Here is a 25,174-nt window from a genome sequence, read left to right as displayed (position 1 = left end):
GTGTGATCTTCCCTACGAAGAAAACACCCCGTCCCCGGACAATCAGCCCTGGAACCGGTACTCTTCGAGCAGTCTGCGCCCGATGATCATTTTCTGGATCTCGGCGGTGCCTTCACCGATGAGCAACATGGGAGCCTCCCGGTAAAGGCGCTCGATCTCGTACTCCTTGGAGAAGCCGTAGCCGCCGTGGATGCGGAAGGCGTCCTCCACCACTTCCTTGCAGTACTCCGAGGCGAGGTACTTCGCCATCCCGGCCTCCAGGTCGTTTCGCTCCCCGGAGTCCTTTTTGCGTGCGGCGTTCACCATCATCGCATGGGCTGCCTCGACCTTGGTGGCCATTTCGGCCAGCTTGAACTGGATGGCCTGGTGCTGGGCGATCGGCTTGCCGAAGGTGTGCCGCTGCTGCGCGTACTGAACGCCCAGCTCGAAGGCGCGCTGCGCGACACCGCAGCCACGCGCCGCCACGTTGACGCGGCCCACCTCCACACCGTCCATCATTTGGTAAAAACCCCGGCCCGTGACGCCGCCGAGCACGCGGTCGGCCGGGATGCGCAGGCCGTCCATGATCAGCTCGGTGGTGTCGACGCCCTTGTAGCCCATCTTGTCGATCTTGCCGGGGATGGTGAGCCCCGGCCGGACCTCGCCGAAGCCGGGTTCCTTCTCCACCAGGAAGGTCGTCATCGACTTGTGGGGCGCGGTGCCCTCGGGGTGGCCTTCGTCACTGCGGACCAGGACAGCCACGAGCGAGGAGGTGCCACCGTTCGTCAGCCACATCTTCTGGCCGTTCAGGACGTATTCCTCGCCGTCCTTCACCGCCTTCGAGGTGATGGCCGACACGTCCGAGCCGAGCGCCGGCTCCGACATCGAGAACGCGCCCCGGATGTCACCGAGGGCCATCTTCGGCAGGAAGTAGGACTTCTGTTCCTCCGTGCCGTGCTGCTTGAGCATGTACGCCACGATGAAGTGCGTGTTGATGATCCCGGAGACCGACATCCAGCCCCGGGCGATCTCCTCCACGCACAGCGCGTAGGTGAGCAGCGACTCGCCCAGGCCCCCGTACTCCTCGGGGATCATCAGACCGAACAGCCCCAGCTCCTTCAGGCCGTCCACGATCTGCTGCGGGTACTCGTCGCGGTGCTCCAGCTCGGTGGCGACCGGGATGATCTCCTTGTCCACGAAGTCGCGGACCGTGGAAAGGATCTCCCGCTGGATGTCCGTCAGACCTGCGGTCTGGGCGAGTCGGGCCATGGCCTACTTCTCCTGCTGCTTGAGTTCCGGACGGCCGGGCTGTTCGCCGCCGCGCTCCTTGATGTACGTCTCGGTCGGCACCATGACCTTGCGGCGGAAGACGCACACCAGGGTGCCGTCCTGCTTGTAGCCCTTGGTCTCCACGTGCACGATCCCGCGGTCGTTCTTCGACTTCGACGGCCACTTGTCGAGCACGGTCGTCTCGCCGTAGATCGTGTCGCCGTGGAAGGTCGGCGCCACGTGCTTGAGCGACTCGATCTCCAGGTTGGCGATCGCCTTGCCCGACACGTCCGGCACGGACATGCCGAGCAGCAGCGAGTAGATGTAGTTGCCCACCACCACGTTCTTGCCGAAGTCGGTCGTGCTCTCGGCGTAGTGCGCGTCCATGTGGAGCGGGTGGTGGTTCATGGTGAGCAGGCAGAAGAGGTGGTCGTCGTACTCGGTGACCGTCTTGCCGGGCCAGTGCTTGTAGACGGCCCCGACCTCGAACTCCTCGTAGGTGCGCCCGAACTGCATCTCACGCCTCCGGAATCTCGAACTTGGTCGTCCGCCGCATTCCGGCCGCGCGGCCCTTGCCCGCGATGACCAGGGCCATCTTGCGGCTGGCCTCGTCGATCATCTCGTCGCCGAGCATCGCCGAGCCCTTCTTGCCGCCCGCCTCGGAGGTGCAGTACTCGTACGCGTCCAGGATCAGCTCGGCGTGGTCGTAGTCCTCCTGCGAGGGCGAGAAGACCTCGTTGGCCGCGTCCACCTGGCCGGGGTGCAGCACCCACTTGCCGTCGAAGCCGAGCGCGGCGGCGCGGCCGGCCACCTCGCGGAAGCCGTCGACATTGCGGATCTGGAGGTAGGGGCCGTCGATCGCCTGGAGGTCGTTGGCGCGGGCGGCCATCAGGATCTTCATGAGGATGTAGTGGTAGGCGTCGGCCGGATAGCCGGGCGGCTGCTCGCCCACGACGAGCGACTTCATGTTGATCGACGCCATGAAGTCGGCAGGGCCGAAGATGATCGTCTCGATACGTGGACTGGCGGACGCGATCTCATTGACGTTGTTGAGACCCTGTGCATTCTCGATCTGCGCCTCAATGCCGATCCGGCCGACCTCGAAGCCCATGGTCTTCTCGATCTGCGTGAGCAGCAGGTCGAGCGCGACCACCTGCTGGGCGTTCTGCACCTTGGGCAGCATGATGCAGTCAAGGTTCGGCCCCGCGCCCTCAACCACCGTCACGACATCGCGGTACGTCCACTCGGTCGTCCAGTCGTTGACCCGCACGACCCGCGTCTTGCCCGTCCAGTCACCCTCATTGAGGAACTTGACGATGGTGTGCCGCGCCTCGGGCTTCGCGAGCGGCGCGCACGCGTCCTCCAGGTCCAGGAAGACCTGGTCGGCCGGGAGACCCTGCGCCTTCTCCAGGAAGCGCGGATTGCTTCCCGGCACCGCCAGACAGGAGCGGCGCGGACGCAGACGGTTGACAGGGGACGTCATGCGGGGACCTCCAGGGGGTCGAGCTTGTTCGCTGTGCGGATCTCGTCGACGATACGGCCGATGATTCCCGTGATGTCGAAGTCCTTCGGGGTGAACACGGCGGCCACACCGGCGGACTTCAGCTGTTCGGCGTCCGCGTTCGGGATGATGCCGCCCGCGATCACCGGGATGTCGTGCGCACCGGCCTCGCGCAGCCGCTCCAGGACGTCCGGCACCAGCTGGGCGTGCGAGCCGGACAGGATGGACAGACCGACCGCGTGCACGTCCTCCGCGAGGGCCGCGTCCACGATCTGTTCCGGGGTCAGCCGGATGCCCTGGTAGACCACTTCGAACCCGGCGTCACGGGCGCGCACGGCTATCTGCTCGGCGCCGTTGGAGTGCCCGTCCAGGCCCGGCTTGCCGACCAGGAAGCGCAGCTTGCCCACGCCCAGGTCGCGCGCGGTGGCGTCCACCCGGGCGCGCACCCCGGCCATCGCGGAACCGGCCTCGGCGGGCACGGCCACCGGCGCGGAGGAGACCCCGGTGGGCGCCCGGTACTCCCCGAACACCTCGCGCAGCGCCCCCGCCCACTCGCCGGTCGTGACCCCGGCGCGGGCGCACTCCAGCGTGGCCTCCATCAGGTTCTCGGTGCCCTTGGCGGCCTCCTTCAGCCGCTCCAGCGCCTTGCAGGGGCGCGGGTGGTTGAAGGGCGGCTGGTAGCGGGTGTCGCGCCAGTTCCGGAGCGCGGTGATCACCCGGTCCTCGACCGCCGGGTCGACCGTCTGGATCGCGGTGTCCAGGTCGGCGGTGAGCGGGTTCGGCTCGGTCGTCTCGAAGATGTTGACGCCGATGATCTTCTCTTCGCCGGACTCGATCCGCGCCCGCCGCTCGGCGTGGGAGGCGACGAGCTGCGCCTTGAGGTACCCGGACTCGACGGCGGCCATCGCGCCGCCCATCTCCTCGATCCGGGCCATCTCCGCGAAGGACTCGTCGACCAGCGCGGCCACCTTCGCCTCGATGACGTGCGAGCCCGCGAAGATGTCCTCGTACTCCAGCAGATCGCTCTCGTGCGCCAGCACCTGCTGGATGCGCAGCGACCACTGCTGGTCCCAGGGCCGGGGCAGGCCGAGCGCTTCGTTCCAGGCGGGCAGCTGCACGGCACGCGCGCGGGCGTCCTTCGACAACGTCACCGCCAGCATCTCCAGGACGATCCGCTGGACGTTGTTCTCCGGCTGCGCCTCCGTCAGGCCGAGCGAGTTGACCTGGACGCCGTAGCGGAAGCGGCGCTGCTTGGGGTTCTCGATGCCGTACCGCTCGCGGGTGACCTGGTCCCAGATGCGGCCGAAGGCGCGCATCTTGCACATCTCCTCGACGAAGCGGACGCCCGCGTTGACGAAGAAGGAGATGCGCGCGACCACGTCGCCCATGCGCTCCTGCGGCACCTGGCCGGAGTCGCGCACCGCGTCCAGGACGGCGATCGCGGTCGACATGGCGTACGCGATCTCCTGGACCGGCGTGGCACCGGCCTCCTGGAGGTGGTAGCTGCAGATGTTGATCGGGTTCCACTTGGGGATGTGGGACACCGTGTACGCGATCATGTCCGTCGTCAGCCGGAGCGAGGGCCCCGGCGGGAAGACGTGCGTCCCGCGCGAGAGGTACTCCTTGACGATGTCGTTCTGGGTCGTGCCCTGGAGCCGGGTGATGTCCGCGCCCTGCTCCTCGGCGACGACCTGGTAGAGCGCCAGCAGCCACATGGCGGTGGCGTTGATCGTCATCGAGGTGTTCATCTGCTCCAGCGGGATGTCCTGGAACAGCCTGCGCATGTCACCCAGATGCGAGACGGGCACGCCGACCCGGCCGACCTCGCCGCGGGCGAGGATGTGGTCGGCGTCGTAGCCGGTCTGGGTGGGCAGGTCGAAGGCGACCGACAGACCGGTCTGGCCCTTGGCGAGGTTGCGCCGGTACAGCTCGTTGGACGCCTCCGCCGTGGAGTGGCCGGCGTACGTGCGCATGAGCCACGGCCGGTCCTTCTGACGCTGTGTCATCTGTGGCCTCCGTTGCCGTCAGACGTTCCGGAAGCGGTTGATCGCGTCGATGTGCCGCGCGCGCAGCTCCTCGTCGCGCACGCCGAGCCCTTCCTCGGGGGCGAGGCAGAGCACGCCGACCTTGCCCTGGTGGGCGTTGCGGTGCACGTCGTGCGCGGCCTGGCCGGTGTCCTCCAGGGAGTACACCTTGGACAGGGTGGGGTGGATCTTGCCCTTGGCGATCAGGCGGTTGGCCTCCCATGCCTCGCGGTAGTTGGCGAAGTGGGAGCCGATGATGCGCTTGAGCGACATCCACAGGTAGCGGTTGTCGTACTCGTGCATGTAGCCCGAGGTGGAGGCGCAGGTGGTGATGGTGCCGCCCTTGCGGGTGACGAAGACGCTGGCGCCGAAGGTCTCGCGGCCGGGGTGCTCGAAGACGATGTCGATGTCCTCGCCGCCGGTCAGCTCGCGGATGCGCTTGCCGAAGCGCTTCCACTCCTTGGGGTCCTGGGTCCGCTCGTCCTTCCAGAACCTGTAGCCCTCGGTGTTGCGGTCGATGATCGCCTCGGCGCCCATGGAGCGGCAGATGTCGGCCTTCTGGTCGCTGGAGACGACACAGATCGGGTTGGCGCCGCCCGCCAGCGCGAACTGGGTGGCGTACGAGCCGAGTCCACCGCTCGCGCCCCAGATGAGCACGTTGTCGCCCTGCTTCATGGCGGCGCCGTTGCGGGAGACGAGCTGGCGGTAGGCGGTGGAGTTGACCAGGCCGGGGGCGGCGGCCTCCTCCCAGCTCAGGTGGTCCGGCTTCGGCATGAGCTGGTTGGACTTGACGAGCGCGATCTCCGCCAGGCCGCCGAAGTTGGTCTCGAAGCCCCAGATGCGCTGCTCGGGGTCGAGCATCGTGTCGTTGTGGCCGTCCGAGGACTCCATCTCGACGGACAGACAGTGCGCGACGACCTCGTCACCGGGCTTCCAGGCGTTGACGCCGGGGCCGGTGCGCAGGACGACGCCCGCGAGGTCGGAGCCGATGATGTGGTACGGCAGGTCGTGCCGCTTGGCCAGCTCGTTGGTGCGGCCGTAGCGCTCCAGGAACCCGAAGGTGGACAGCGGCTCGAAGATCGAGGTCCACACGGAGTTGTAGTTGACGGAGGAGGCCATCACGGCCACCAGCGCCTCGCCCGGGCCGAGTTCCGGCACCGGGACGTCGTCCAGGTGGATCGACTTGCGGGGGTCCTTGTCGCGGGTGTCGAGGCCCGCGAACATCTCGGTCTCGTCCTTGTGCACGGTGATCGCGCGGTACGAGTCGGGGAGCGGCAGGGCGGCGAAGTCGGCGGACGTGGCGTCCTGCGACTGGATCGCGGCCAGGATGTCCTTCACGGTCACGGTAGTGCCTCCGGCGGTGAGTGCCCCGAGGGAAGGGCACTGGCGGTTCGTCGGTGGTGCGGGAGTGCTGCTGAGGGGGCGAGGGGTGGGCCGGGGTTCCGGCGGGGTGCTTCGGCAGCGCTGGGTGGCGCGGGAGGGTGCCTGTGACGCAGGCGTCCGGGCGCACAAGCCGAGTGGGGCTTGAGGGGACAGCCGACGCGCGAAGGGACTCTGCGCGCCGGCCGCCCGGACACTCTCAACGTATGACACCGCGTGTCAGTCGGCAAGGCACTGAGTGCCAAAAACCGGACTCAAATGAAATCTTCACTTAACAAATGAGCGATGATCGATCGAACGGGGGTCCGAAAAGCGGCGGAAACGGCGCCGGGGAGGCAATCCGGGCACGTCCGGGGGACGTCCGGGCACGCGAAACGGCCACCCCGGAGGGTGGCCGTCGTCGCGCGGGTGGGGCGGAGGCTCAGCGGGCCTTCAGCGCCTCCTCGATGGTCCGCATCACCTCGTCCAGCGGGGCGTCGGTGCGCGCGACCGTCACCAGGACCTCGCCCTGCGCCGACACCGCGGCCGGTGCGGTGGCCGTGCCCGTCCCGGACGACGCGCTGCGCCCGGCGCCGATGCCCGTGCCGAACGTCTTGCGGACGATCGCGAAGGCGTGGTCGAGCTGCGCCTCCACGTCGCCCTGGCCTTCGGCCCGCAGCCAGCGCCGCAGCACATGGTTGTGGGCGGTGACCACGGCGGACGCGGCGACCTCGGCAAGGAGCGGGTCGTCGTTGGCGTCGTCGGCGTGCGCGTGCTCGTCGAAGTGGCCGAGCAGATAGCGGGTGAACAGCCGCTCGTAGCGCGCCACGGAGGCGATCTCGGCCTCGCGCAGGGTGGGCACCTCGCGCGTCAGCCGGTAGCGGGCCACCGAGATCTCCGGCTGGGCCGCGTACATCTTCATGACTTCCTTGATGCCCCGGCACACCGTGTCGAGCGGATGCTCGTGCGCGGGCGCCGCGTTGAGGACCGCCTCGGCCCGCACCAGGGTGTCGTCATGGTCCGGGAAGATCGCCTCCTCCTTGGAACGGAAGTGGCGGAAGAAGGTACGACGGGCGACCCCGGCCGCGGCGGCGATCTCGTCGACGGTGGTCGCCTCGTACCCCTTCGTCGCGAAGAGTTCCATCGCGGCGGCGGCCAGTTCCCGGCGCATCCTGAGCCGCTGGGCGGCGGCGCGACCGCCCACGGCGCTCTCCGGAGCGTCGGGCGTGGCTGGTGTACGTGAGGACCTGGCGGGCTGGGACATGCCCCGAACGTACTGCATGGAGCCACTTTCACGCGCGGGTGCGGGGGTTGGAGCGGGGCCGCGGGCGGGGGCCGACGCGGCGGGCGGGGCGGCGGCGGGTGCCGCATCGGCGGCCGGGGCCCGTCCACTGCCGCGCGGTGCGCGCCCGCCCCGGCCCGCCGGGCGCCCGCGTCTGCCCGGGGTCCGGCCGCCCCCGGCCGCCGGAGCGGAGGACCGCCCGGCGGTGGGGGAGAACCCGCCGGGATCGAGCAGTCCGCCCCACTCCGGCTCCGCGCGACCGCGGCCCCGTGCTCCGTCAGCGGCGGGCATACTCGCGGAAACCGCGGCCGGTCTTGCGGCCCAGGCAGCCCGCCGCCACCAGGTGTTCGAGCAGCGGGGCCGGGGCGAGCCCCGGGTCGCGGAACTCGCGGTGCAGCACCTTCTCGATGGCCAGCGACACGTCGAGCCCCACCACGTCCAGGAGTTCGAACGGCCCCATCGGGTAGCCGCCGCCCAGCTTCATCGCCGCGTCGATGTCGTCGAGCGTGGCGTAGTGCTCCTCGACCATCTTCACCGCGTTGTTGAGGTACGGGAACAGCAGCGCGTTCACGATGAACCCGGCACGGTCGCCGCAGTCCACCGGGTGCTTGCCGATCCGCGCGCAGACCTCACGGACGGTCGCGTGGACGTCCTCGCCGGTCAGCACCGTGCGCACGACCTCGACCAGCTTCATCGCCGGGGCCGGGTTGAAGAAGTGCATCCCGATCACGTCCTGCGGCCGGGAGGTCGCGCGGGCACAGGCGACCACGGGCAGCGAGGAGGTCGTGGTGGCCAGGACCGCGCCCGGCTTGCAGACCTTGTCCAGCGCCTGGAACAGCTGCCGCTTGACGTCCAGGTCCTCCGCGATCGCCTCGACGGCCAGATCCACGTCCGCGAACGCCTCGTACGACCCCGCCGGGACGATCCGGTCAAGCACCCCGGCCGCCGCCTCCTCGGTCAGCCGGCCCTTGGCCACCGAGCGCGAAAGAGACTTCCCGATACGGGACTTGGCCGCCTCCGCCTTCTCCTCGGTACGGGCCGCGAGGATCACGTCGTACCCCGCCTTGGCGAACACCTCCGCGATGCCCGAGGCCATCGTGCCCGACCCGGCGACACCGACGGAACGCACGGTGCGGCCCCGCACGCCGGTGCCGTCGGCGGCCGGGGTCAGGGCGTCGGGGACCACCTCGGCGCTGCCCGGCGCCGCGTAGGTGTAGAAGCCGCGGCCCGCCTTGCGGCCGGTCAGGCCCGCCTCGCTGAGCTGCTTCAGGAGGGGCGCGGGGGCGTGCAGCCGGTCGCGGGACTCGGCGTACATGGCGTCCAGGACGGTGCGCGCGGTGTCCACGCCGATCAGGTCGAGCAGCGCGAGCGGGCCCATCGGCAGACCGCAGCCGAGCCGCATCGCCGCGTCGATGTCCTCACGGGAGGCGTAGCGGGCCTCGTACATCGCGGCGGCCTGGTTGAGGTAGCCGAACAGCAGGCCGTCCGCGACGAACCCGGGCCGGTCGCCCACCGCCACCGGCTCCTTGCCCAGCTCCACCGCGAGGTCGGTCACGGTGGCCACCGCCTGCGGCGCGGTCAGCACCGAGGAGACCACCTCGACCAGCTTCATGGCCGGTGCCGGGTTGAAGAAGTGCAGCCCGAGCACGCGCTCGGGGCGGGCCGAACCGGAGGCCAGCCGGGTCACCGACAGGGCGTTGGTCCCGGTCGCCAGAATCGTCTCCGGGCGCACCACGGCGTCCAGTTCACGGAAGATCTGCTGCTTGATCTCGTACGACTCCGGCGCCACCTCGATCACGAGATCGGCATCGGCGACCGCCGCGAGATCCGTGGAGGTGCGCACCCGGGCGAGGAGGCCGACGCGCTCCTCCTCGGACAGCCGGCCGCGCGCCACGGCGCGGGCGGTGGTGGCTTCCAGGGCGGAGACGAACCGGGCGGCCTGGGCCGCGCTGATGTCGACGCCGATCACCTCACGGCCGGCCCGGGCGAGCACTTCGGCGATGCCGGTGCCCATGGTGCCGAGGCCGACCACGGCGACCGTACGCAGCGGGGAAGGGGAGGAGGGGGACAGGGGAGTGGCCATCACGGGACTCCAGAAAGGGTGACGACGAGGGAACGCGCCGGATGCGCCGAGGGGCGCACGCCGGAGCCGAGTCGATGCGGATGTTCCGGTCGATGCGGGTGTTCCGGGCTGCGAGCGCACACGCCCGGTGCCGTCCTCGCGGGTCACGCACAGACCCGCGAACGGCGGTGTGCCGACCGGCCCTGTCCCGGAGCCGGGTCGTACCGCAGGTACCGAGGTACCTGCGACGTCGATCGCTCACGACGGCCGCGTCACCAGACCGCCCCGAGCGGAGCCGCGAGTGGGTAACTCGCTCGTCTGAGCTTAACCAGTGAGTAACGAGCGCGCCAGACCTGCGCGGCGACGGGACTTTGTGATGTACCTCCCCAAGCGCGTGTGACGTGCCTAATCTGAAACCGTGGACGAAGAGTTGCGAGCGCTCACGGAGCGCTTACGGCAGGAGTCGCGCGGCGCGGCGGCCTGCGAACGCCTGCTGGACACCCAGGACCACGACGAGCTGGCCCGGGTCCTCACCGCGCCCGGACAACCGCTGTGGGCGCGGGAGTTGGCCGCCTTCCGGCTCGGCAGCGCCGGGGACCGCCGGGCCTTCGAGTCGCTGGTCCTGCTCCTCAACCACCGCGACCCGCCCCGCTGCGCCGCCGCCGCGACCGCGCTCGCCCGCCTCGGCGACCCGCGCACCGCCCGCGCCGCCGCCGCCCTCGCCACCAACGAACTCCGCGTCGCCTACGCCCTCCACCCGGTGCGGCTCCTGGTCGAACTGCGCGCCCCCGAGTCCGTGCCCGCGCTCATCACCACCTTGGAACGCAGACTGCGCCCGCACGATCCCTACCGGCGCGTGGCGCTGGCCTGCGTGGAGGGGCTGGGGGAGCTGGCCGACCCGCGCGCCAGACGGGTGCTGAACGAAGCCCTCGCCCATCCGGTGCTCGCGGAGGCGGCGGTGGGGGCGCTGGCACGCATCCCCCGTCAGCTGGACCGGAGTTGACGGTGCCTCACTTCGCGCCTCACTTCACGTAACGGACCTCGAAGACCTCTTGGCCGCCCGCCTCGAAGGACTGCTCGGTGCCGTCGGGGCGGAAACCGGCGCCCTCGTAGAAGCGGCGGGCGCGGGTGTTCCCCGTCAACACCCAGAGATATACGCGCGGATAGTCCGCGCACCGCTCGGTCACCTCGGTGAGCAGCGCCCGGCCGATCCCGCCGCCGAGGTGCTCGGGGTCGACGTAGAGGGCGTACAACTCGCCGTTGCCGTCCGGGACTTCGCCTTCCCGGCCCGGACCGTACGCCGCCCAGCCGAGCACTTCACCGGCCCGCTCGGCCACCAGGTGCACACCGTCGCCGCGCCCGAAGCGGGCCCGGCGCAGCTCCGCGTCCTCCTCCACGTCCAGCTTGTCCAGGTAGGCGTCCGCCACGATGCCCCGGTACGCCTGTTGCCAGCCGTGTACCCGGATCCGGGAGACGCGGTCGCAGTCGGTGAGCAGCATGGGGCGGATGCGGAGGGGGGTGTGCGGGGCATGCGGGGAGGGGGCCATGGCGGCACCCTAGGGAAGGTCCCGGGGGTGCCGCGCGTGAATTCGGGTGCCGGTGGCCCGGCACCGGCTCAGCGGCGGAAGCCCAGCAGCCCGTGCAGGGTGGAGCCGCGGGCCACCGTGGCGGCCCGCTTCGCCGTGCGGGGCTCGGGCTCGGGGCCCGGGGACTTCGCGCACGTCGCGTCGACGAGGCCGCGCCCGCGCGGGACCGTACCGTCGGCCAGATAGTCCGCGAGGTAGGTGTCCAGGCAGTCGTTGCCGCTCAGCGTGACACCGTGGTTGCCGCCGCCCTCCTCGACCACCAGGCTGGAGTGGGCCAGCAGCCGGTGCGCCATGACGCCCCCGGCGTACGGGGTCGCGGCGTCGCCCGTCGCCTGGAAGAGCAGCGCGGAGGACAGCTTGCCGTTGGCGACGTTCACCGGCTGCCGGGGACCGGTCGGCCAGAAGGCACAGGGCGCGTTGTACCAGGTGTTGTTCCAGGTCATGAAGGGCGCCTTCGCGTGCGTCCGCCAGGCGTCCCGCCGCCAGCGCGACCAGTCCCGGGGCCAGCCCGCGTCCCGGCACTGCACGGCCGTGTAGACGCTGTAGCCGTTGTCGCCCGAGGGGTCGACCGCCGCGAGCCGTTCGTACGCCGCCACCAGCGGGGCGGTCTTCTTGTCGCGGACGTAGGCGGAGAATGCCTCGGCCAGGGTGGGCCAGTAGCCGTCGTAGTAGCCGCCCGGCATGAAGGTGTCCTCCAGCTCGGAGGCGCCCACCTTGCCCCCGGCGGGCTTCTTCGCGAGGGCGGCGCGCATCGCGTACCACTTCTCCTCGACCTTCGCCGGGTCCGTGCCGAGCCGGTACGCCGTGTCGTTCTTGGCGATCCAGGCCATCAGGGCGCGGTGGCGGTCGTCGAAGGCGACGTCCTGGGCGAGGTTGTCCTCGTACCAGACGCCGGTCGGATCCACGATCGAGTCCAGGACCAGACGGTGCACCCGCTGCGGGAAGAGCTTGGCGTAGACCGCGCCCAGATACGTGCCGTAGGAGTAGCCGAAGTAGCTGATGCGGGGCGCGCCGAGGGCCGCGCGGATCGCGTCCATGTCGCGCACGGCGTCCACCGTGTCGATGTACGGCAGCACGTCCGCGTGGGCGCGGGCGCAGGCGGTGGCGAAGGCGCGGGCCCGCTCCACGTTCTTCCGCTCCAGTGCGGCGGTGCTCGGCACGCTGTCGGGGCGCACCGGGTCGAAGTGGCCGGGCGCGCAGTCCAGGGCCGGGGTGCTCTTGCCGACGCCGCGCGGGTCGAAGCCGATCACGTCGTACTGCGCGGCGACCTTCTTCGGCAGCGAGGACGCCACGAACCCGGCGAGCGAGAGGCCGCTGCCGCCGGGGCCGCCGGGGTTGACCAGCAGCGGGCCCTGGGAGGTCTTCGCGGTGTGCGGGACGCGCGAGAGGGCGAGCGTGACCTGCGGCCCGTCCGGGCGGGTCCGGTCCAGGGGGACCTTCAGCGAGCCGCACTGGAGGGCCGGGGACGAGCCGCTGCCGCAGTCCTTCCAGGTGATGCCCGCCGTGTCCCGGGCGGGCGCGGCCTGGGCGTGGGTGCTCGTGAGCGAGGTCGCCAGCACGGCGGTGGCCGCGCACAGCACGGCTGCGCGTGTTCTCAAGGAGTCCTCCCGGGTACGGCGTGCGGCGCGGACCGCGCCGGCCGCGGTCCACGCCGCATCGTCCCGGACGGAGCCTCCGTGCGAACGCGTCTTCGCCGGACTTGACCCGATCGGGTCGCGGGATGCGCTCGAACGCGCCGGGTGGACTACATCAGCGTGAGCTGGGTCGGCTCGGCGGCGGACGGCTCCGTGGGCTCCTGCTCCCGGCGGACTCCGCGTGTCGTGCTCGCCCGGGTCGGCCCGATGCCGTACTCGCGGGCCAGCTCGTGGACCTGGCGGGTGATACGGCGCTGGTACCAGGTGGGGGCGTAGGCGGTGCGGGCGTACATGCGTTCGTAGCGCGGGACCAGGTGGGGGTGGTGCCGGGCGAGCCAGCTCATGAACCACTCGCGGGCGCCGGGGCGCAGATGCAGCACCAGCGGGGTGACGGAGGTGGCGCCGGAGGCGGCGATCGACCGTACGGTGGCGCGCAGTTGGTCCGGTTCGTCACTGAGGAAGGGGATGACCGGGGCCATGAGGACCCCGCAGCCGATGCCCCGTTCGGCCAGGGCGCGGACGACGTCCAGGCGCCGTTCGGGGGCGGGGGTGCCCGGCTCCACCGTGCGCCACAGCGTGGGGTCCGTGAAGCCGACCGAGACCGAGACGCCGACGTCGGTCACCTCGGCCGCGCGGGTCAGCCGGTCCAGGTCGCGCAGGATCAGGGTGCCCTTGGTGAGGATGGAGAAGGGGTTCGCGTACTCGGTGAGGGCGTCGATGATGCCCGGCATCAGCCGGTAGCGGCCCTCCGCGCGCTGGTAGCAGTCCACGTTGGTGCCCATCGCCACGTGCTCGCCCCGCCAGCTGCGCGCGGCGAGCTGGCGGCGCAGCACCTCGGGGGCATTGACCTTGACGACGATCTGGCTGTCGAAGCCGAGGCCGGTGTCGAGATCCAGATAGCTGTGCGTCTTGCGGGCGAAGCAGTACACGCAGGCGTGCGAGCAGCCCCGGTACGGGTTCACCGTCCATTCGAACGGCATCCGCGAGGCGCCCGGCACCCGGTTCAGGATCGAGCGGGCGCGCACCTCGTGGAAGGTGATGCCCGCGAATTCCGGGGTGTCGAACGTCCGGGTCGTGACGGCGCCCGCCTCGAACAGCGCGCCGTCGGGGGTCCGGCCGTGACCACCGGACTCGTCGGTCAGGTTCTCCCAGCGCATGACGCCTCCTCGGTAGCTCGAAACCCAGAATAGAACATGTGTTCCCTTGACGGGCGGAGCCCGGTTCGGCCGCCCCCGATTTGGGCCCCCGGGCCCCCGGGTGATTGGCTTGGCCGAACCCCAGGAACCAGCTCGTGGAGGAAAGCGATGGCGCAGGTCGAGGCCACTACGGAACGGATCGTGGCGGCGGACGCCGAGACGGTGTTCGACGCGCTCGCGGACTACCGCGACAGCCGCCCCCGGCTGCTCCCCGAGCACTTCAGCGAGTACGAGGTGCGCGAGGGCGGCGATGGCGCGGGCACCCTCGTCCACTGGAAGCTCCAGGCCACCAGCAAGCGCGTGCGCGACTGCCTGCTGGAGGTCAGTGAGCCCACCGACGGCGAGCTGGTCGAGAAGGACCGCAACTCCACCATGGTCACCACCTGGCGGGTCACCCCGGCCGGTGACGGCAGGACCCGCGTCGTCGCGACCACCACCTGGAAGGGCGCGGGCGGCATCGGCGGCTTCTTCGAGCGCACCTTCGCGCCCAAGGGCCTCGACCGGATCTACGGCGCGATCCTCGCCAACCTCGCCGCCCAGGTGGAGAAGTAACCCCCGGCTGTCTCAACATCCGTCCGGTGAAGGGGTGTTGTGCCCTTCACCGGTTCGGGTGACATCGATTCCCTTTGAGCTTTGGCCGTAACTCGCCGTACTTGTTCGCAGTTGTCCCTTGACGCGGGAAATGTGCGAAAAATGCGACGAGGGGAGCGGTCACGTGGCCGGGACGACGCTGGTGCGGGACGAGCCGGACGAGGGGATCGCCGCGACGATCCCGATCCCGGTCCCGGCCGAACAGGCGGACGCGGAACCGCCGACTCCCGGGTCCGGCCTCGGTCTCGGGCCGCGCCGGGTCCGGCTGGTCTTCCTCGGGCTGATGTGCGCGCTGCTCCTCGCCGCGCTCGACCAGATGATCGTCGCCACCGCGCTGCCGAAGATCGTCGGTGAGCTGCACGGCCTGGACAAGATGTCCTGGGCGATCACCGCCTATCTGCTGACCTCCACCATCGGCCTGCCGCTCTACGGCAAGCTCGGGGACCTCTTCGGCCGCAAGGGCGTCTTCCTCTTCGCCATCGTGGTCTTCGTCGTCGGCTCCGCGCTCGCCGGACGCGCGCAGAGCATGGACCAGCTGATCGCCTTCCGCGCCGTCCAGGGCATCGGCGCGGGCGGCCTCATGATCGGCGTGCAGGCGATCATCGCGGACATCGTGCCGCCCCGGCAGCGCGGTCGCTACATGGGCCTGATCGGCGCCGTGTTCGGCCTCGCCTCCGTCGCCGGACCCCTGCTCGGCGGCTACTTCACCGACCACCTCTCCTGGCGCTGGTGCTTCTACATCAACGTCCCCTTCGGGCTCGTCACCCTCTGCGTCGTCGCCCTCGTCCTCAAGCTGCCCCGGCCGCGCGTGCGGGCCCGGCTCGACGTGCCCGGCGCCCTGCTGCTCGCCGCCGCCTCGACCTGCCTGGTGCTGCTGACCAGCTGGGGCGGGACCGAGTACGCCTGGGGCTCCCGGCAGATCCTCGGGCTCGGCGCGGGCGCGCTCGCCTCGATCGTGCTCTTCCTCGTCGCCGAGCGCTTCGCTGCCGAACCCCTCATCCCGCTCCGGCTGTTCAGGGACTCCGTCTTCAACGTCTCCGGACTCGTCGGCCTGGTGATCGGCGTCGCCCTCTTCGGCGCGGCCAGCTATCTGCCGACCTTCCTCCAGATGGTCGACGGCGCCAGTGCCACCGAGTCCGGGCTGCTGATGCTGCCCATGATGGCCGGGATCGTCGGCGCCTCCATCATCGGCGGCCAGCTCATCAGCCGCACCGGCCGCTACCGGCTCTACCCGCTGCTCGGCAGCGCGCTCGCCGCGCTCGGCATGTGGCTGCTCTCGCTGCTCGAAGTCGACACCTCCCGGCTGGCGTACAGCATCTGGATGGCCGTCCTCGGTACCGGCATCGGCCTGGTCATGCCCGTCCTCGTCCTCGCCGTGCAGAACTCCGTGCGCCCCACCGACCTCGGCACCGCCACCAGCGCCAACAACTACTTCCGGCAGATCGGCGGCAGCGTCGGCGCCGCCATCTTCGGCACCCTCTTCGCGAACCGGCTCACCGACGCCCTGCGCGAGGACCTGCCACCGGGTGCCGGAGCCAAGCTGCCGGACGCGCAGTCCATCACCCCGCAGCTCGTCCACGCGCTGCCCGCGGACCTGCGCGACGCCTACATCCGCGCCTACGCCGACGCGATGCCCCGGATCTTCCTCTATCTGGTCCCGGTGCTCGTCCTCGGCCTCGTCATCGCCTTCTTCCTCAAGGAGAAACCACTGGTGTCCCACAACGCCCCCGCCCCCGCCACCGAGCCGGAGACGGCGCCGTTCAACTCCGCCGTACCGCACGCGCGTTCGCCGTACGCGGCCGGAATCCCCGTGTGCGGCACGGTGCAGCACCCCGACGGGACCGTGGTGCCGCGCGCGGCGCTCACCCTGATCGACGTCGCCGGACAGCAGATCGGACGCGGTGCGAGCGGCGACGACGGCCGCTACGCGCTCGCCACCCCGGGCTCCGGCTCGTACGTCCTGATCGCCGCCGCCGGAGGCCACCAGCCGCAGGCCGTCTCCGTCACCGTCGGCGAACGGCCCGTCGAACTCGACGTGGTGCTCGGCGGCGCCGGGCGCCTCGCCGGAAGCGTGGTCACCGCCGACGGCAGCCCCGTACGCGACGCCATCGTCACCCTCACCAACGTGCACGGCGAGGTCGTCGCCACCACCCGCAGCGGACGCGAGGGCGGCTACGTCATCACCGAACTCGTCGCGGGGGAGTACACCCTCGCCGCGAGCGCCCCCGCCTTCCGCCCCGCCGCGCTCCCGGTCTCCGTCCAGGCCGCGCGCGAGACCCGGCAGGACGTCGAACTCGCGGGCGGCGCCGTCCTCAAGGGCACCGTCCGGGCGACCGGCGGGCGTGCCGTGGAGGACGCGCGCGTGACCCTGCTCGACGCCGCCGGGAACGTGGTCGACACGCTCACCACCGGCGCGGACGGGACCTTCCGGTTCGTGGACCTGTCCTCCGGGGAGTACACGGTGATCGCGGCGGGGTATCCGCCGGTCGCCACGGTGCTGCAGGTGGCGGGTGGGGGGCGTACCGAGCGGGATCTTCAGCTGGGGCACGAGGACTGAGGGCGGGGCCGTTTCCGTGCCGGGCGTGCGGGTCTGGGGCGGGAGCGGTTGGGCTCGGTGCGGGCTCGGACGGTTCGGTCGGGGCGTGTGTCCGGCTTGTTTGGGGCGCGCGCCGGGTTCGGTCGGGGCGTGCGGTCGGCTCGCTTGGGGCGCGCGCCTGGGCGGGGCGTGTGCTGGCTCGGGCGGAGTGCGCTGGCTGGGCCGGGTGGCGTGCCCTGCCGGGCTCGGGCGGAGTGTGCGCCTGGTCCGGGCGGGGTGCGCTGCTGGGCTCGGGCGGTGTGTGCCGCCTGGTCCGGGCGGTGTGTGTGCCTGGTCCGGGGTGGCGTGCGCCGTCAGGCTCGGACGGAGTGTGCTGTCGGGCCCGGGTGGCGTGCGCGCCCCGCTCGGGTGGGAGCGTGCGCCGGGAGCGTGACGGGGGCGCGGTGGGCGGGCCGGTCCGGGGCGGGGCGACCAATTCCAGGAATCTCCCCACATCGCGACCGGACGCACCCGTACGGTAGTGGCGGGCGGCACAGATCGTTTGCGGACAGCCGTGGGAGAGAGGGCCTGGGTCATGGACCGTGGCAGCGAACGGGACACACCTCCCGGCCGCGGCGCCGATGACACCGCGCCGGGCCGGATCCCGCTGGCCGTGGTGGTCGTCGACCGCGCCGGACTCGTCTCCCACTGGAGCAGCGGGGCCCGTCGGCTGTTCGGTCCCGGCCGCGAGGAGGCGGTGGGCCGCCCGGCCGCCGATCTGCTCCCCGTCGCGGGGGCGTTGCCCGACGATCTGCCCGATGCGGCACCCGCCGGTGACGGCGCCCACGACGCCTACGCCGACGAGGTGTACGACGGCCTCGGACCCGATCTGCGGGTCTCGCTCGGCGGCGAGACGGGATATCCGACCGCCGGACGGGCCCGACTGACCCCCGAGAAGGATGAGAAGGACACGAGGGACGCGGCCTCGGCGGAGTTCGAGGACTCCGCCGAGGCCGAGCGGATCGACGTGCTCTGGTGGGCCTACCCGCTGGTCGGCCCCGGCCCCTCCCGGATGCTGGTGCTCGCCGCCGACGCCACCCGGCTGCGCGCCGAACGCGGCCACGCGGACGAGACCACCGAGCGCATCGCCCCCGGCTTCGCCCGCCACACCGAACTCCCCGACCCCGACGGACTGGCCCGGCGGCTGCCCGAGATCCTGCCCAGCATGGGCCCGGGACTCAGCGCCCGCATCGTCTCCCAGGTGCTCGAACTCGGCTATCCCGTCCTGGAGTTCAACCAGTCCGACCGGGTGCCGGTCACCCCGTACTGGGGCGTGCCGCGCAGGGCGGGCCGTGTGCACGTTGACAGCGTTGTCCCCGCCCGGCGCAGCGCCCCCGTGATCCCCGCCGGAGCCGAACACGACCTGGAGTACGCGGCCGTACGCGAGCGGCTGGAATTCCTCAACGAGGTCAGCTCGGCCATCGGCACCTCCCTCGACCTCGGCGCCACCATCCGCGAGGTGACCAGCGCCGCCGTACCCCGCTTCGCGGACTTCGCGGGTACGCATCTGCGCGCCGCCGTGCTCGCGGGCGAGGGCTTCCCGGACGGGCCGCCCGACGCGACCACCGACATGCACCGCGTCTGGGTCGAGCACAACGACGAACCCGGTCGCTGGGACGACACCGTGCCGGTCGGCGAGTCCTTCGCCTTCCCCGAACACACCCCGTTCTACAAGTGCATGGTCACCGGTGAGCCGGTCCTCATCCCGAAGGTCACCGACGAACTGTCCGAGCGGATCTCCGGCGAGTTCGAGAAGCGCGACCTCAGGCCGCTCATCGGCGGTCGCTCCCTGCTGATCGTCCCGCTCAAGGCGCGCAACGTCGTCCTCGGATTCATGGTGCTGATGCGCCGCCCGGACCGGCCCGCCTTCGACGACATGGACCGCACCACCGGCGCCGAACTCGCCGCCCGCGCCGGGCTCGTGCTCGACAACGCGCGCATGTACACCTACCAGGAGAACGTCGCCGACACCCTCCAGGACAGCATGCTGCCGCAGGTCACCCCGCGCATGGCGGGGTGCGACGTGGCCACCCGCTATCTGCCGGGCACCCTGCTCGGGCGGATCGGCGGCGACTGGTTCGACACCATCAAGCTGCCCGGCTCCCGCACCGCCCTCGTCGTCGGCGACGTGATGGGCCACGGCCTCAACTCGGCCGCGATGATGGGCCAGTTGCGCACCGCCGTCCAGACCATGGCCGCGATGGCCACCCCGCCCGCCCAACTCCTGCGCAACCTGGACGACTTGGCCCGACGCCTCGGCGAGAACTACCTCGCCACCTGTCTCTACGCCGTCTACGACCCGATCCGCGGCGAACTCCAGCTCGCCAACGCCGGACACATCCCGCCCGTCCTGGTCCGCGCCGAGGACGGCAGCAGCACCCTGCTCGACCTGCCCACCGGCGCCCCCATCGGCGTGGGCGGGGTGCCCTTCGAGGCCGATGTGATCCGGGTGGCGCCCGGCGACCGGCTGGTGCTGTGCACCGACGGCCTGGTCGAGGTGCGCGGCACCGACATCGGGGAGGGCCTGGCCGCGCTCTGCGAGTCCGCCGCGCATCCCGCCGCCTCGATGGACACCGCCTGCGACACCATCATCCGCGCCCTCAACACCCGCGGTGGCCGCAAGGACGACGTGGCCCTGCTGATGGCCCGGCTCAACGGCATCCCCGACGACCATGTGGCCGAATGGCAGTTGGAGGCCGACCCGCGCGAAGTGGCCCGCGCCCGTCGGCTGATCGCCGACCGGCTGCTGGAGTGGGGGCTGCCGCAGGTCGTCGAGACGGCCCGGCTGCTGGTCAGCGAGGTCGTCACCAACGCCGTACGGCACGGCGGGGGCGGCTCGGTCGGGCTGCGGGTGGTGCGCACCGACGCGCTGCTCTTCGAAGTCACCGACGCGGAACCGGAGTTGCCCCGACTGCTCGCCGCGGGCCCGGGGGACGAGGAGGGCCGGGGGCTGCGGGTGGTGAACCGGCTGGCGCGGGAGTGGGGCGCGAGCGGGAGCGGGCACCGGAAGACGGTGTGGTTCGAGCTGGGGCTGGGCAGCGGTCGCTGAGGCGACGGTGGTTGACGGGTGAAGAACCGGTCGCGCATCCCGTAAAGGTGCCTTCCGGCCTCTTGCCCGGGCGGTGGCGGGCGCGATATCCCGAGCACGCCACCGACCTTGGGGAGATCGCCATGAACGTGTCCGACAACTACCGTTCAAATTGGGAGAGTTACTGGGAGGGGACGCCCGGCGAGGGCGGCTCCGCCATCTGGGACGCCGACCCGTCCCTCTCCGCCGGACCGCACAGCGAACTCCTCCTGCCGCACGCCGACTCCGGGCGCGTCATCGTGGACCTCGGCTGCGGCAACGGCACGCAGACCCGCTATCTCGCCACCCGGTTCGCCCGCGCGGTGGGCGTCGACCTCTCGCACGCCGCCGTCGAACACGCCCGCCGGGCCGCCAAGGACGACGCGGTGGAGTTCGAGCAGCTGGACCTCACGGACGCCGAGGCGGTGCGGAAGCTGCACGCCCGGCTCGGGGACAGCAACGTCTACATGCGGGCCGTCATCCACCAGAGCGAGCCCGAGGCGCGACCCGCCGTCGCCGCCGCCGTGGCCGAGCTGATCGGCAGCGCGGGGCGGGCGTTCGTGGTCGAGCTGACCTCCGAGTCGCGGGAGGTGCTGCAGCGCGCGGCCGCCGGTCCGGACGGGCCGCCGCCCAAGCTGCGCCGCGTCTTCCACCACCGGCTCAAGCCCGCCGACGCGCCGGACGGAGAGATCCCGCGGCTGCTGGGGGAGGCGGGACTGGAGATTCTGGCCACCGGAGAGACGGCGCTGCCGCAGACGGAGTACTTCCCGGACGGGTCGCGGATCGACCTGCCCGCGCGGTGGTTCGTGCTCGCGCGCCGGTAGGACCGGGCCGATCGGCGTAGTGCCGTTGGTCCCGGCCGTTCGATGAGGCCGGGACCGTTCGCCCCTATCGGGCCGGGGGTACCCAGCGACGATCATGTGGCGGCGGCCGGGAGACGCCGTGTCCCACCACTGTGTGTGCGGCCCATATGTGTGGGGCGCCCATGTGCGCGGTCACCAGGTGTGGCCTCACCACGTGTGGCTGCACCATGTGTGCGGAGCCTCCCCGGCCCGACAGCCACAAACGCAGATGGGGAGGCACCGTCCGGTGGACGAGGCACAGGTCGATCAGGGGACGAGCGCGGAGCGGGAGCGGATACGTCCGGCCGTCCGTGAGGAGGCCGGCGAATCCGGGGGGTCCGGCGAATCCGGCGTGGCCGTGCGGACGGCCGGTCGGCCGACGTGGGTGGAGTGGCTGACGACCACCGACCACAAGAAGATCGGGACGCTGTATCTGGTCTCCGCGCTCGTGTTCTTCATCGTCGGCGGGGTCCTGGCGCTGCTGATGCGGGCCGAACTGGCCCGGCCCGGGCTCCAGATCATGTCGAACGAGCAGTTCAACCAGGCGTTCACGATGCACGGCTCGATCATGCTGCTGATGTTCGCGATGCCGCTGTTCACCGGCTTCGCCAACTGGCTCATGCCGCTCCAGATCGGCGCGCCGGACGTGGCGTTCCCCCGGCTGAACATGCTGGCCTACTGGCTGTTCCTGTTCGGCTCGTCCATCGCCGCGTTCGGCTTCCTGACCCCGGGCGGGGCGGCCGACTTCGGCTGGTTCCTCTACGCCCCGCTGTCGGACGCGGTGCACTCGCCGGGTCTGGGCGCCGATCTGTGGATCATGGGGGTGGCCCTGTCCGGGTTCGGCAGCATCCTCGGCGCGGTCAACTTCATCACGACCATCATCTGTATGCGGGCGCCCGGCATGACGATGTTCCGGATGCCGATCTTCACCTGGAACGTGCTGCTCACCGCGCTGCTGGTCCTCATCGTGTTCCCGGTGCTGGCGGCGGCGCTGTTCGCGCTGGAGATGGACCGCAAGTTCGGCTCACACGTCTTCGACGCGGCCAACGGCGGAGCGCTGCTCTGGCAGCACCTGTTCTGGTTCTTCGGGCATCCCGAGGTGTACATCCTGGCGCTGCCGTTCTTCGGGATCGTCTCGGAGATCATCCCGGTGTTCGCCCGTAAGCCCATGTTCGGCTACATGGGTCTGGTGGCCGCCACCATCGCCATCGCGGGCCTCTCGGTGACCGTGTGGGCGCACCATATGTATGTGACAGGGGGTGTGCTGCTCCCCTTCTTCTCCTTCATGACGTTCCTGATCGCGGTCCCCACCGGGGTCAAGTTCTTCAACTGGATCGGCACCATGTGGAAGGGCTCCCTGTCCTTCGAGACACCGATGCTGTGGACCACGGGCTTCCTGATCACCTTCGTCTTCGGCGGCCTGACCGGCGTCATCCTCGCCTCGCCCCCGATGGACTTCCACCTGTCCGACTCGTACTTCGTGGTGGCCCACTTCCACTACACGGTCTTCGGCACGGTCGTGTACGCCATGTTCGCGGGCTTCCACTTCTGGTGGCCCAAGTTCACCGGCAAGATGCTGGACGAACGCCTCGGCAAGATCACCTTCTGGACCCTCACGGTCGGCTTCCACACGACCTTCCTGGTCCAGCACTGGCTGGGGGCCGAGGGCATGCCCCGCCGCTACGCGGACTACCTCGCGGCCGACGGCTTCACGGCCCTCAACACCCTCTCGACCATCGGCTCGTTCCTGCTCGGCCTGTCGGTGCTGCCCTTCTTCTACAACGTCTGGAAGACCGCCAAGTACGGCAAGCCGGTGGACGTCGACGACCCCTGGGGCTACGGCCGCTCCCTGGAGTGGGCGACCTCCTGCCCGCCCCCGCGCCACAACTTCACCTCGCTGCCCCGCATCCGCAGCGAATCTCCCGCCTTCGACCTCCACCACCCGGAGATCGCCGCCCTCGATCCGGTGCACTGAGCCGTGACACACCTGGTCCTGGGTGCCAGCGCCACCTTGATGACGGCGGCGGGCTCCGCCTGGTACGTCCCCGCGTACATTGCCCTCCGCGCGGGCGCCGACCGCCCGCCCTCCCATCGCACGGCCGCGACGGCGTGCCTGACGGGCTGGGCCACGGTAGGTGGCTCGGCGCTGGTGCTGTTCCTGACGGAGGGATGGTGGCCGGTCGCCGTGCCCCTCACCGCGGGCGCGGCGACGACGACGGCCCTCCGTCTCCGCGCCGCGATCCTCCGCCGCCGGGAGTCCAAGGAGGCGGCCCGCGACTGGGCCGAGCTGCGCGCGGCCCCGCCCGTGCCCATCCCGCGTCGACCTCGCGCGCTTCTCGTCACCGCTCTCTGTATGGCTGCGGCGATGACGACGGGGGTGGCGGCGCTGGTGACGGCGTACGGGGTCGGGGCGGACTGAGGAGGAGCCCAGCGGGTCAGCGACCGCTCCGCACGATCTCGATGGCGAGAACGCCCAGCGCCTCCTTCTCGGGCGGATAGATCTCCCGGATGTCCGCGAGCTGCCGCTCCCGCGAGACGGTCGGGTTGATGCTGCCCGGCCCCTCACCGTCGAGCAGCGCCTCGAACCCCGGGTACTCGGTGACCCGCCCGACCTCGACTTCACAGATGTCGTCTCCGCCCTTGACGCGGAAGCGGATGACGTCACCGGGCGCGAGGTCGGCGAGGTGCGGGTACTTCACCCGGACCTCGATGGTCTTCCGGCCGGAGGCGACGAGGTCGAAGTACTGGCGGTAGAGGGTGAGTTCGCGGATTCGGGCAGGGTGGTCGCTCATGGGGCCGGGTGGCTCCGGGCGTCTGGTGGATCTGGTGCGGGTGGGCGCGGGCGTGCCTTCAAGTCGGCCGGGGGCCGGAGTCAGACAGCGCCTCCGCCCAGCTTCTCCAGCAGCTCCCGTTCGCGCTCCGCGCTGAGGCCCGCTCGGCGGGGGCGGTCCAGGCCCTGTTCGCGTTCCCAGGACAGGGTGTCGAGGAGGAGTTCCGCGCGGGTGCGGTGGCGGAGGCCGGTGGCGTGGGCCGCCTTGCCGTTGCGGGTGGACCAGCCGCCGTGGCCGGGGCTGACCAGCCAGAGGGGGAGGGAGTCGGGGCCCATGTACTCGGCGACGCCGTTCGCGAGGAGCCAGTCCGAATCGGCGGCCACCAGGGGGCCGACGTGGCCGGCGACGGTGCGGGCGACGTGCAGCCACTCGGTGAAGGGGACGCTGGGGCCGACGGCGTTGTAGGTGCCGGTGACGCCGGACTCGGCGCAGTCGAGGAGCCAGGCGACGAGGTCCCGTACGTCGATCACCTGGGTCGGCAGGGCGGGGGTGTCGGGGATCAGCAGGGGGCCCTGCGGGTCGCGGGCGGAGCGGGCGGCCCAGTAGCCGGAGCGCCCGCTCTGGTCGCCGGGGCCGCCGATGAGACCGGCGCGGGCGATGAGGAGACGGTCGCCCACGGCGGCGGTCGACGCCTGCTCGCAGGCGACCTTCGCCTCGCCGTACGACGCCCGGTCGGCCTCGGCTCCCTCGGCCGGTGGCAGAAGGGGCGCGGACTCGGCCGCGTCCGGCACGTCGTGGGAGGCGTAGGCGCTGACGGAGGAGATGTAGGTCCAGTGCCCGGCCCGGTCGCCCAGCGCGGCGAGCGCCTCACGGACGAAGCCTGGCTGCCAGGAGACCTCCACGACCTCGTCCCAGTCGCGGTCCAGGAGCGGTGCGTACGCCGCCGGGTCGCTCCGGTCGGCGATCACCAGCTCCGCGCCGTCCGTGACCTCGCCGCTCTCCCCGCGAGCGAGGCAGGTCACCCGATGACCCCGCTCGATCGCCTGCCGCGACAGCTCCCGGCCCACCCACGCGGTTCCACCCAGCACCAAGATGTCCATACCGACAGCCAAGCAGTGCCGGCGGCCGACGCCCAGCCGGGTTCGCCGACAGCGGAGTGATGGGGGCGCCCTCCATGTGCGGGACCTCCATGTGCGGAGCCTCCATGTGTGCGGCTTCCCTGTGCGCGGCCTCCACGTATCCGCAGGGCGTCATGGCCCCCGCACACAGGGACCGTTGACCCACCCCGGCAGGACCATCGGCCGACGCGGGCGGGACCGGGCCCGGGGGATGCTCACGGGGACCGATCCGGAGGTATCCCGTGTACGAACGCATCGACCCTCCTCAAGGCCGATCCCGTCGCCGTCGCTCGCGGCGGGGAGTGTTCCGTGCCCTGG

Annotated in this window: 19 protein-coding genes; 7 read left to right on the top strand and 12 right to left on the bottom strand. The window is 71.2% G+C overall.

Annotated elements, in window-relative coordinates; translation table 11 throughout:
- Positions 1 to 42 precede the first annotated feature (42 nt).
- The 7 genes from B079_RS0116785 to B079_RS0116755 form a co-directional block, all read right to left on the bottom strand.
- Complete coding sequence (locus tag B079_RS0116785) at positions 43 to 1,248, bottom strand: acyl-CoA dehydrogenase family protein (RefSeq protein ID WP_018546997.1); 1,206 nt, start codon at positions 1,246 to 1,248, stop codon at positions 43 to 45.
- Between the two features lie 3 nt (positions 1,249 to 1,251).
- A complete protein-coding gene (locus B079_RS0116780) occupies positions 1,252 to 1,764 on the bottom strand; it encodes a MaoC family dehydratase (protein WP_018546996.1) in 513 nt (170 codons plus the stop codon).
- A 1-nt stretch (position 1,765) separates the two neighbouring features.
- Positions 1,766 to 2,731: an HpcH/HpaI aldolase/citrate lyase family protein gene (locus B079_RS0116775; RefSeq protein ID WP_018546995.1), complete on the bottom strand. Its 966-nt coding sequence runs from the start codon at positions 2,729 to 2,731 to the stop codon at positions 1,766 to 1,768.
- The gene (locus B079_RS0116770) at positions 2,728 to 4,755 is read right to left on the bottom strand and encodes a protein meaA (RefSeq protein ID WP_018546994.1); all 2,028 of its coding nucleotides are present in this window, start codon (positions 4,753 to 4,755) and stop codon (positions 2,728 to 2,730) included. The genes B079_RS0116775 and B079_RS0116770 overlap by 4 nt, the downstream gene beginning before the upstream one ends.
- Before the next feature lie 18 nt (positions 4,756 to 4,773).
- Positions 4,774 to 6,111: a crotonyl-CoA carboxylase/reductase gene (ccrA, locus tag B079_RS0116765; protein ID WP_026248771.1), complete on the bottom strand. Its 1,338-nt coding sequence runs from the start codon at positions 6,109 to 6,111 to the stop codon at positions 4,774 to 4,776.
- A 463-nt stretch (positions 6,112 to 6,574) separates the two neighbouring features.
- Entirely contained in the window at positions 6,575 to 7,396 is an 822-nt protein-coding gene (locus tag B079_RS0116760) for a TetR family transcriptional regulator (RefSeq protein WP_026248770.1), read from the bottom strand.
- 295 nt (positions 7,397 to 7,691) lie between these two features.
- Entirely contained in the window at positions 7,692 to 9,497 is a 1,806-nt protein-coding gene (locus B079_RS0116755) for a 3-hydroxyacyl-CoA dehydrogenase family protein (RefSeq protein ID WP_018546991.1), read from the bottom strand.
- A gap of 397 nt (positions 9,498 to 9,894) precedes the next feature.
- On the opposite strand from B079_RS0116755, the gene B079_RS0116750 reads away from it, so the two are divergent.
- Complete coding sequence (locus tag B079_RS0116750) at positions 9,895 to 10,479, top strand: adenylosuccinate lyase (protein ID WP_026248769.1); 585 nt, start codon at positions 9,895 to 9,897, stop codon at positions 10,477 to 10,479.
- A gap of 19 nt (positions 10,480 to 10,498) precedes the next feature.
- On the opposite strand, the gene B079_RS0116745 is transcribed toward B079_RS0116750, so the two are convergent.
- The 3 genes from B079_RS0116745 to B079_RS0116735 all read right to left on the bottom strand — a co-directional run bounded on the left by B079_RS0116745 (position 10,499) and on the right by B079_RS0116735 (position 13,853).
- Positions 10,499 to 11,023 (bottom strand): GNAT family N-acetyltransferase, encoded by a 525-nt coding sequence (locus tag B079_RS0116745; protein WP_018546989.1) that lies wholly within the window; start codon positions 11,021 to 11,023, stop codon positions 10,499 to 10,501.
- A gap of 68 nt (positions 11,024 to 11,091) precedes the next feature.
- Positions 11,092 to 12,660 (bottom strand): alpha/beta hydrolase, encoded by a 1,569-nt coding sequence (locus tag B079_RS0116740; protein ID WP_026248768.1) that lies wholly within the window; start codon positions 12,658 to 12,660, stop codon positions 11,092 to 11,094.
- 146 nt (positions 12,661 to 12,806) lie between these two features.
- On the bottom strand, positions 12,807 to 13,853 hold the full coding sequence (locus B079_RS0116735; RefSeq protein WP_018546987.1) for an Rv2578c family radical SAM protein: 1,047 nt from the start codon (positions 13,851 to 13,853) through the stop codon (positions 12,807 to 12,809).
- 147 nt (positions 13,854 to 14,000) lie between these two features.
- Between B079_RS0116735 and B079_RS0116730 the strand changes: the two genes are divergently transcribed.
- The 6 genes from B079_RS0116730 to B079_RS32195 all read left to right on the top strand — a co-directional run bounded on the left by B079_RS0116730 (position 14,001) and on the right by B079_RS32195 (position 23,386).
- Positions 14,001 to 14,444 (top strand): SRPBCC family protein, encoded by a 444-nt coding sequence (locus B079_RS0116730; protein ID WP_018546986.1) that lies wholly within the window; start codon positions 14,001 to 14,003, stop codon positions 14,442 to 14,444.
- Between the two features lie 163 nt (positions 14,445 to 14,607).
- Positions 14,608 to 17,040, top strand: a complete 2,433-nt coding sequence (locus B079_RS0116725) for an MFS transporter (protein ID WP_018546985.1) — start codon at positions 14,608 to 14,610, stop codon at positions 17,038 to 17,040.
- A gap of 553 nt (positions 17,041 to 17,593) precedes the next feature.
- Positions 17,594 to 20,107 carry a SpoIIE family protein phosphatase gene (locus tag B079_RS0116720; protein ID WP_018546984.1) on the top strand — a complete coding sequence of 838 codons (2,514 nt, stop codon included), beginning with the start codon at positions 17,594 to 17,596 and terminating at the stop codon, positions 20,105 to 20,107.
- Between the two features lie 122 nt (positions 20,108 to 20,229).
- Positions 20,230 to 20,949 (top strand): class I SAM-dependent methyltransferase, encoded by a 720-nt coding sequence (locus tag B079_RS0116715; RefSeq protein WP_018546983.1) that lies wholly within the window; start codon positions 20,230 to 20,232, stop codon positions 20,947 to 20,949.
- Between the two features lie 265 nt (positions 20,950 to 21,214).
- Positions 21,215 to 22,942 (top strand): cytochrome c oxidase subunit I, encoded by a 1,728-nt coding sequence (ctaD, locus tag B079_RS0116710; protein WP_018546982.1) that lies wholly within the window; start codon positions 21,215 to 21,217, stop codon positions 22,940 to 22,942.
- 3 nt (positions 22,943 to 22,945) lie between these two features.
- Complete coding sequence (locus tag B079_RS32195; protein WP_018546981.1) at positions 22,946 to 23,386, top strand: hypothetical protein; 441 nt, start codon at positions 22,946 to 22,948, stop codon at positions 23,384 to 23,386.
- 16 nt (positions 23,387 to 23,402) lie between these two features.
- Here the strand turns inward: B079_RS32195 and B079_RS0116700 are convergent, their stop codons facing one another.
- Together B079_RS0116700 and B079_RS0116695 are read right to left on the bottom strand one after the other, a co-directional pair.
- A complete protein-coding gene (locus B079_RS0116700) occupies positions 23,403 to 23,759 on the bottom strand; it encodes an ASCH domain-containing protein (protein ID WP_018546980.1) in 357 nt (118 codons plus the stop codon).
- An 80-nt stretch (positions 23,760 to 23,839) separates the two neighbouring features.
- Positions 23,840 to 24,838, bottom strand: a complete 999-nt coding sequence (locus B079_RS0116695) for an NAD-dependent epimerase/dehydratase family protein (RefSeq protein ID WP_026248767.1) — start codon at positions 24,836 to 24,838, stop codon at positions 23,840 to 23,842.
- Positions 24,839 to 25,174: the final 336 nt, after the last annotated feature.

The sequence above is a fragment of the Streptomyces sp. LaPpAH-108 genome (genome assembly GCF_000373625.1).
Lineage (GTDB): Bacteria > Actinomycetota > Actinomycetes > Streptomycetales > Streptomycetaceae > Streptomyces.
This window is presented reverse-complemented; position numbering and strand designations above follow the sequence as displayed.

Bases quoted from the DNA above. Each gene is read 5' to 3' on its own strand.
- B079_RS0116785 (WP_018546997.1), bottom strand. From the start codon at position 1,248: ATGGCCCGACTCGCCCAGACCGCAGGTCTGACGGACATCCAGCGGGAG.
- B079_RS0116780 (WP_018546996.1), bottom strand. From the start codon at position 1,764: ATGCAGTTCGGGCGCACCTACGAGGAGTTCGAGGTCGGGGCCGTCTAC.
- B079_RS0116775 (WP_018546995.1), bottom strand. From the start codon at position 2,731: ATGACGTCCCCTGTCAACCGTCTGCGTCCGCGCCGCTCCTGTCTGGCG.
- B079_RS0116770 (WP_018546994.1), bottom strand. From the start codon at position 4,755: ATGACACAGCGTCAGAAGGACCGGCCGTGGCTCATGCGCACGTACGCC.
- B079_RS0116760 (WP_026248770.1), bottom strand. From the start codon at position 7,396: ATGTCCCAGCCCGCCAGGTCCTCACGTACACCAGCCACGCCCGACGCT.
- B079_RS0116755 (WP_018546991.1), bottom strand. From the start codon at position 9,497: ATGGCCACTCCCCTGTCCCCCTCCTCCCCTTCCCCGCTGCGTACGGTC.
- B079_RS0116745 (WP_018546989.1), bottom strand. From the start codon at position 11,023: ATGGCCCCCTCCCCGCATGCCCCGCACACCCCCCTCCGCATCCGCCCC.
- B079_RS0116735 (WP_018546987.1), bottom strand. From the start codon at position 13,853: ATGCGCTGGGAGAACCTGACCGACGAGTCCGGTGGTCACGGCCGGACC.
- B079_RS0116730 (WP_018546986.1), top strand. From the start codon at position 14,001: ATGGCGCAGGTCGAGGCCACTACGGAACGGATCGTGGCGGCGGACGCC.
- B079_RS0116720 (WP_018546984.1), top strand. From the start codon at position 17,594: ATGGACCGTGGCAGCGAACGGGACACACCTCCCGGCCGCGGCGCCGAT.
- B079_RS0116715 (WP_018546983.1), top strand. From the start codon at position 20,230: ATGAACGTGTCCGACAACTACCGTTCAAATTGGGAGAGTTACTGGGAG.
- B079_RS0116700 (WP_018546980.1), bottom strand. From the start codon at position 23,759: ATGAGCGACCACCCTGCCCGAATCCGCGAACTCACCCTCTACCGCCAG.
- B079_RS0116695 (WP_026248767.1), bottom strand. From the start codon at position 24,838: ATGGACATCTTGGTGCTGGGTGGAACCGCGTGGGTGGGCCGGGAGCTG.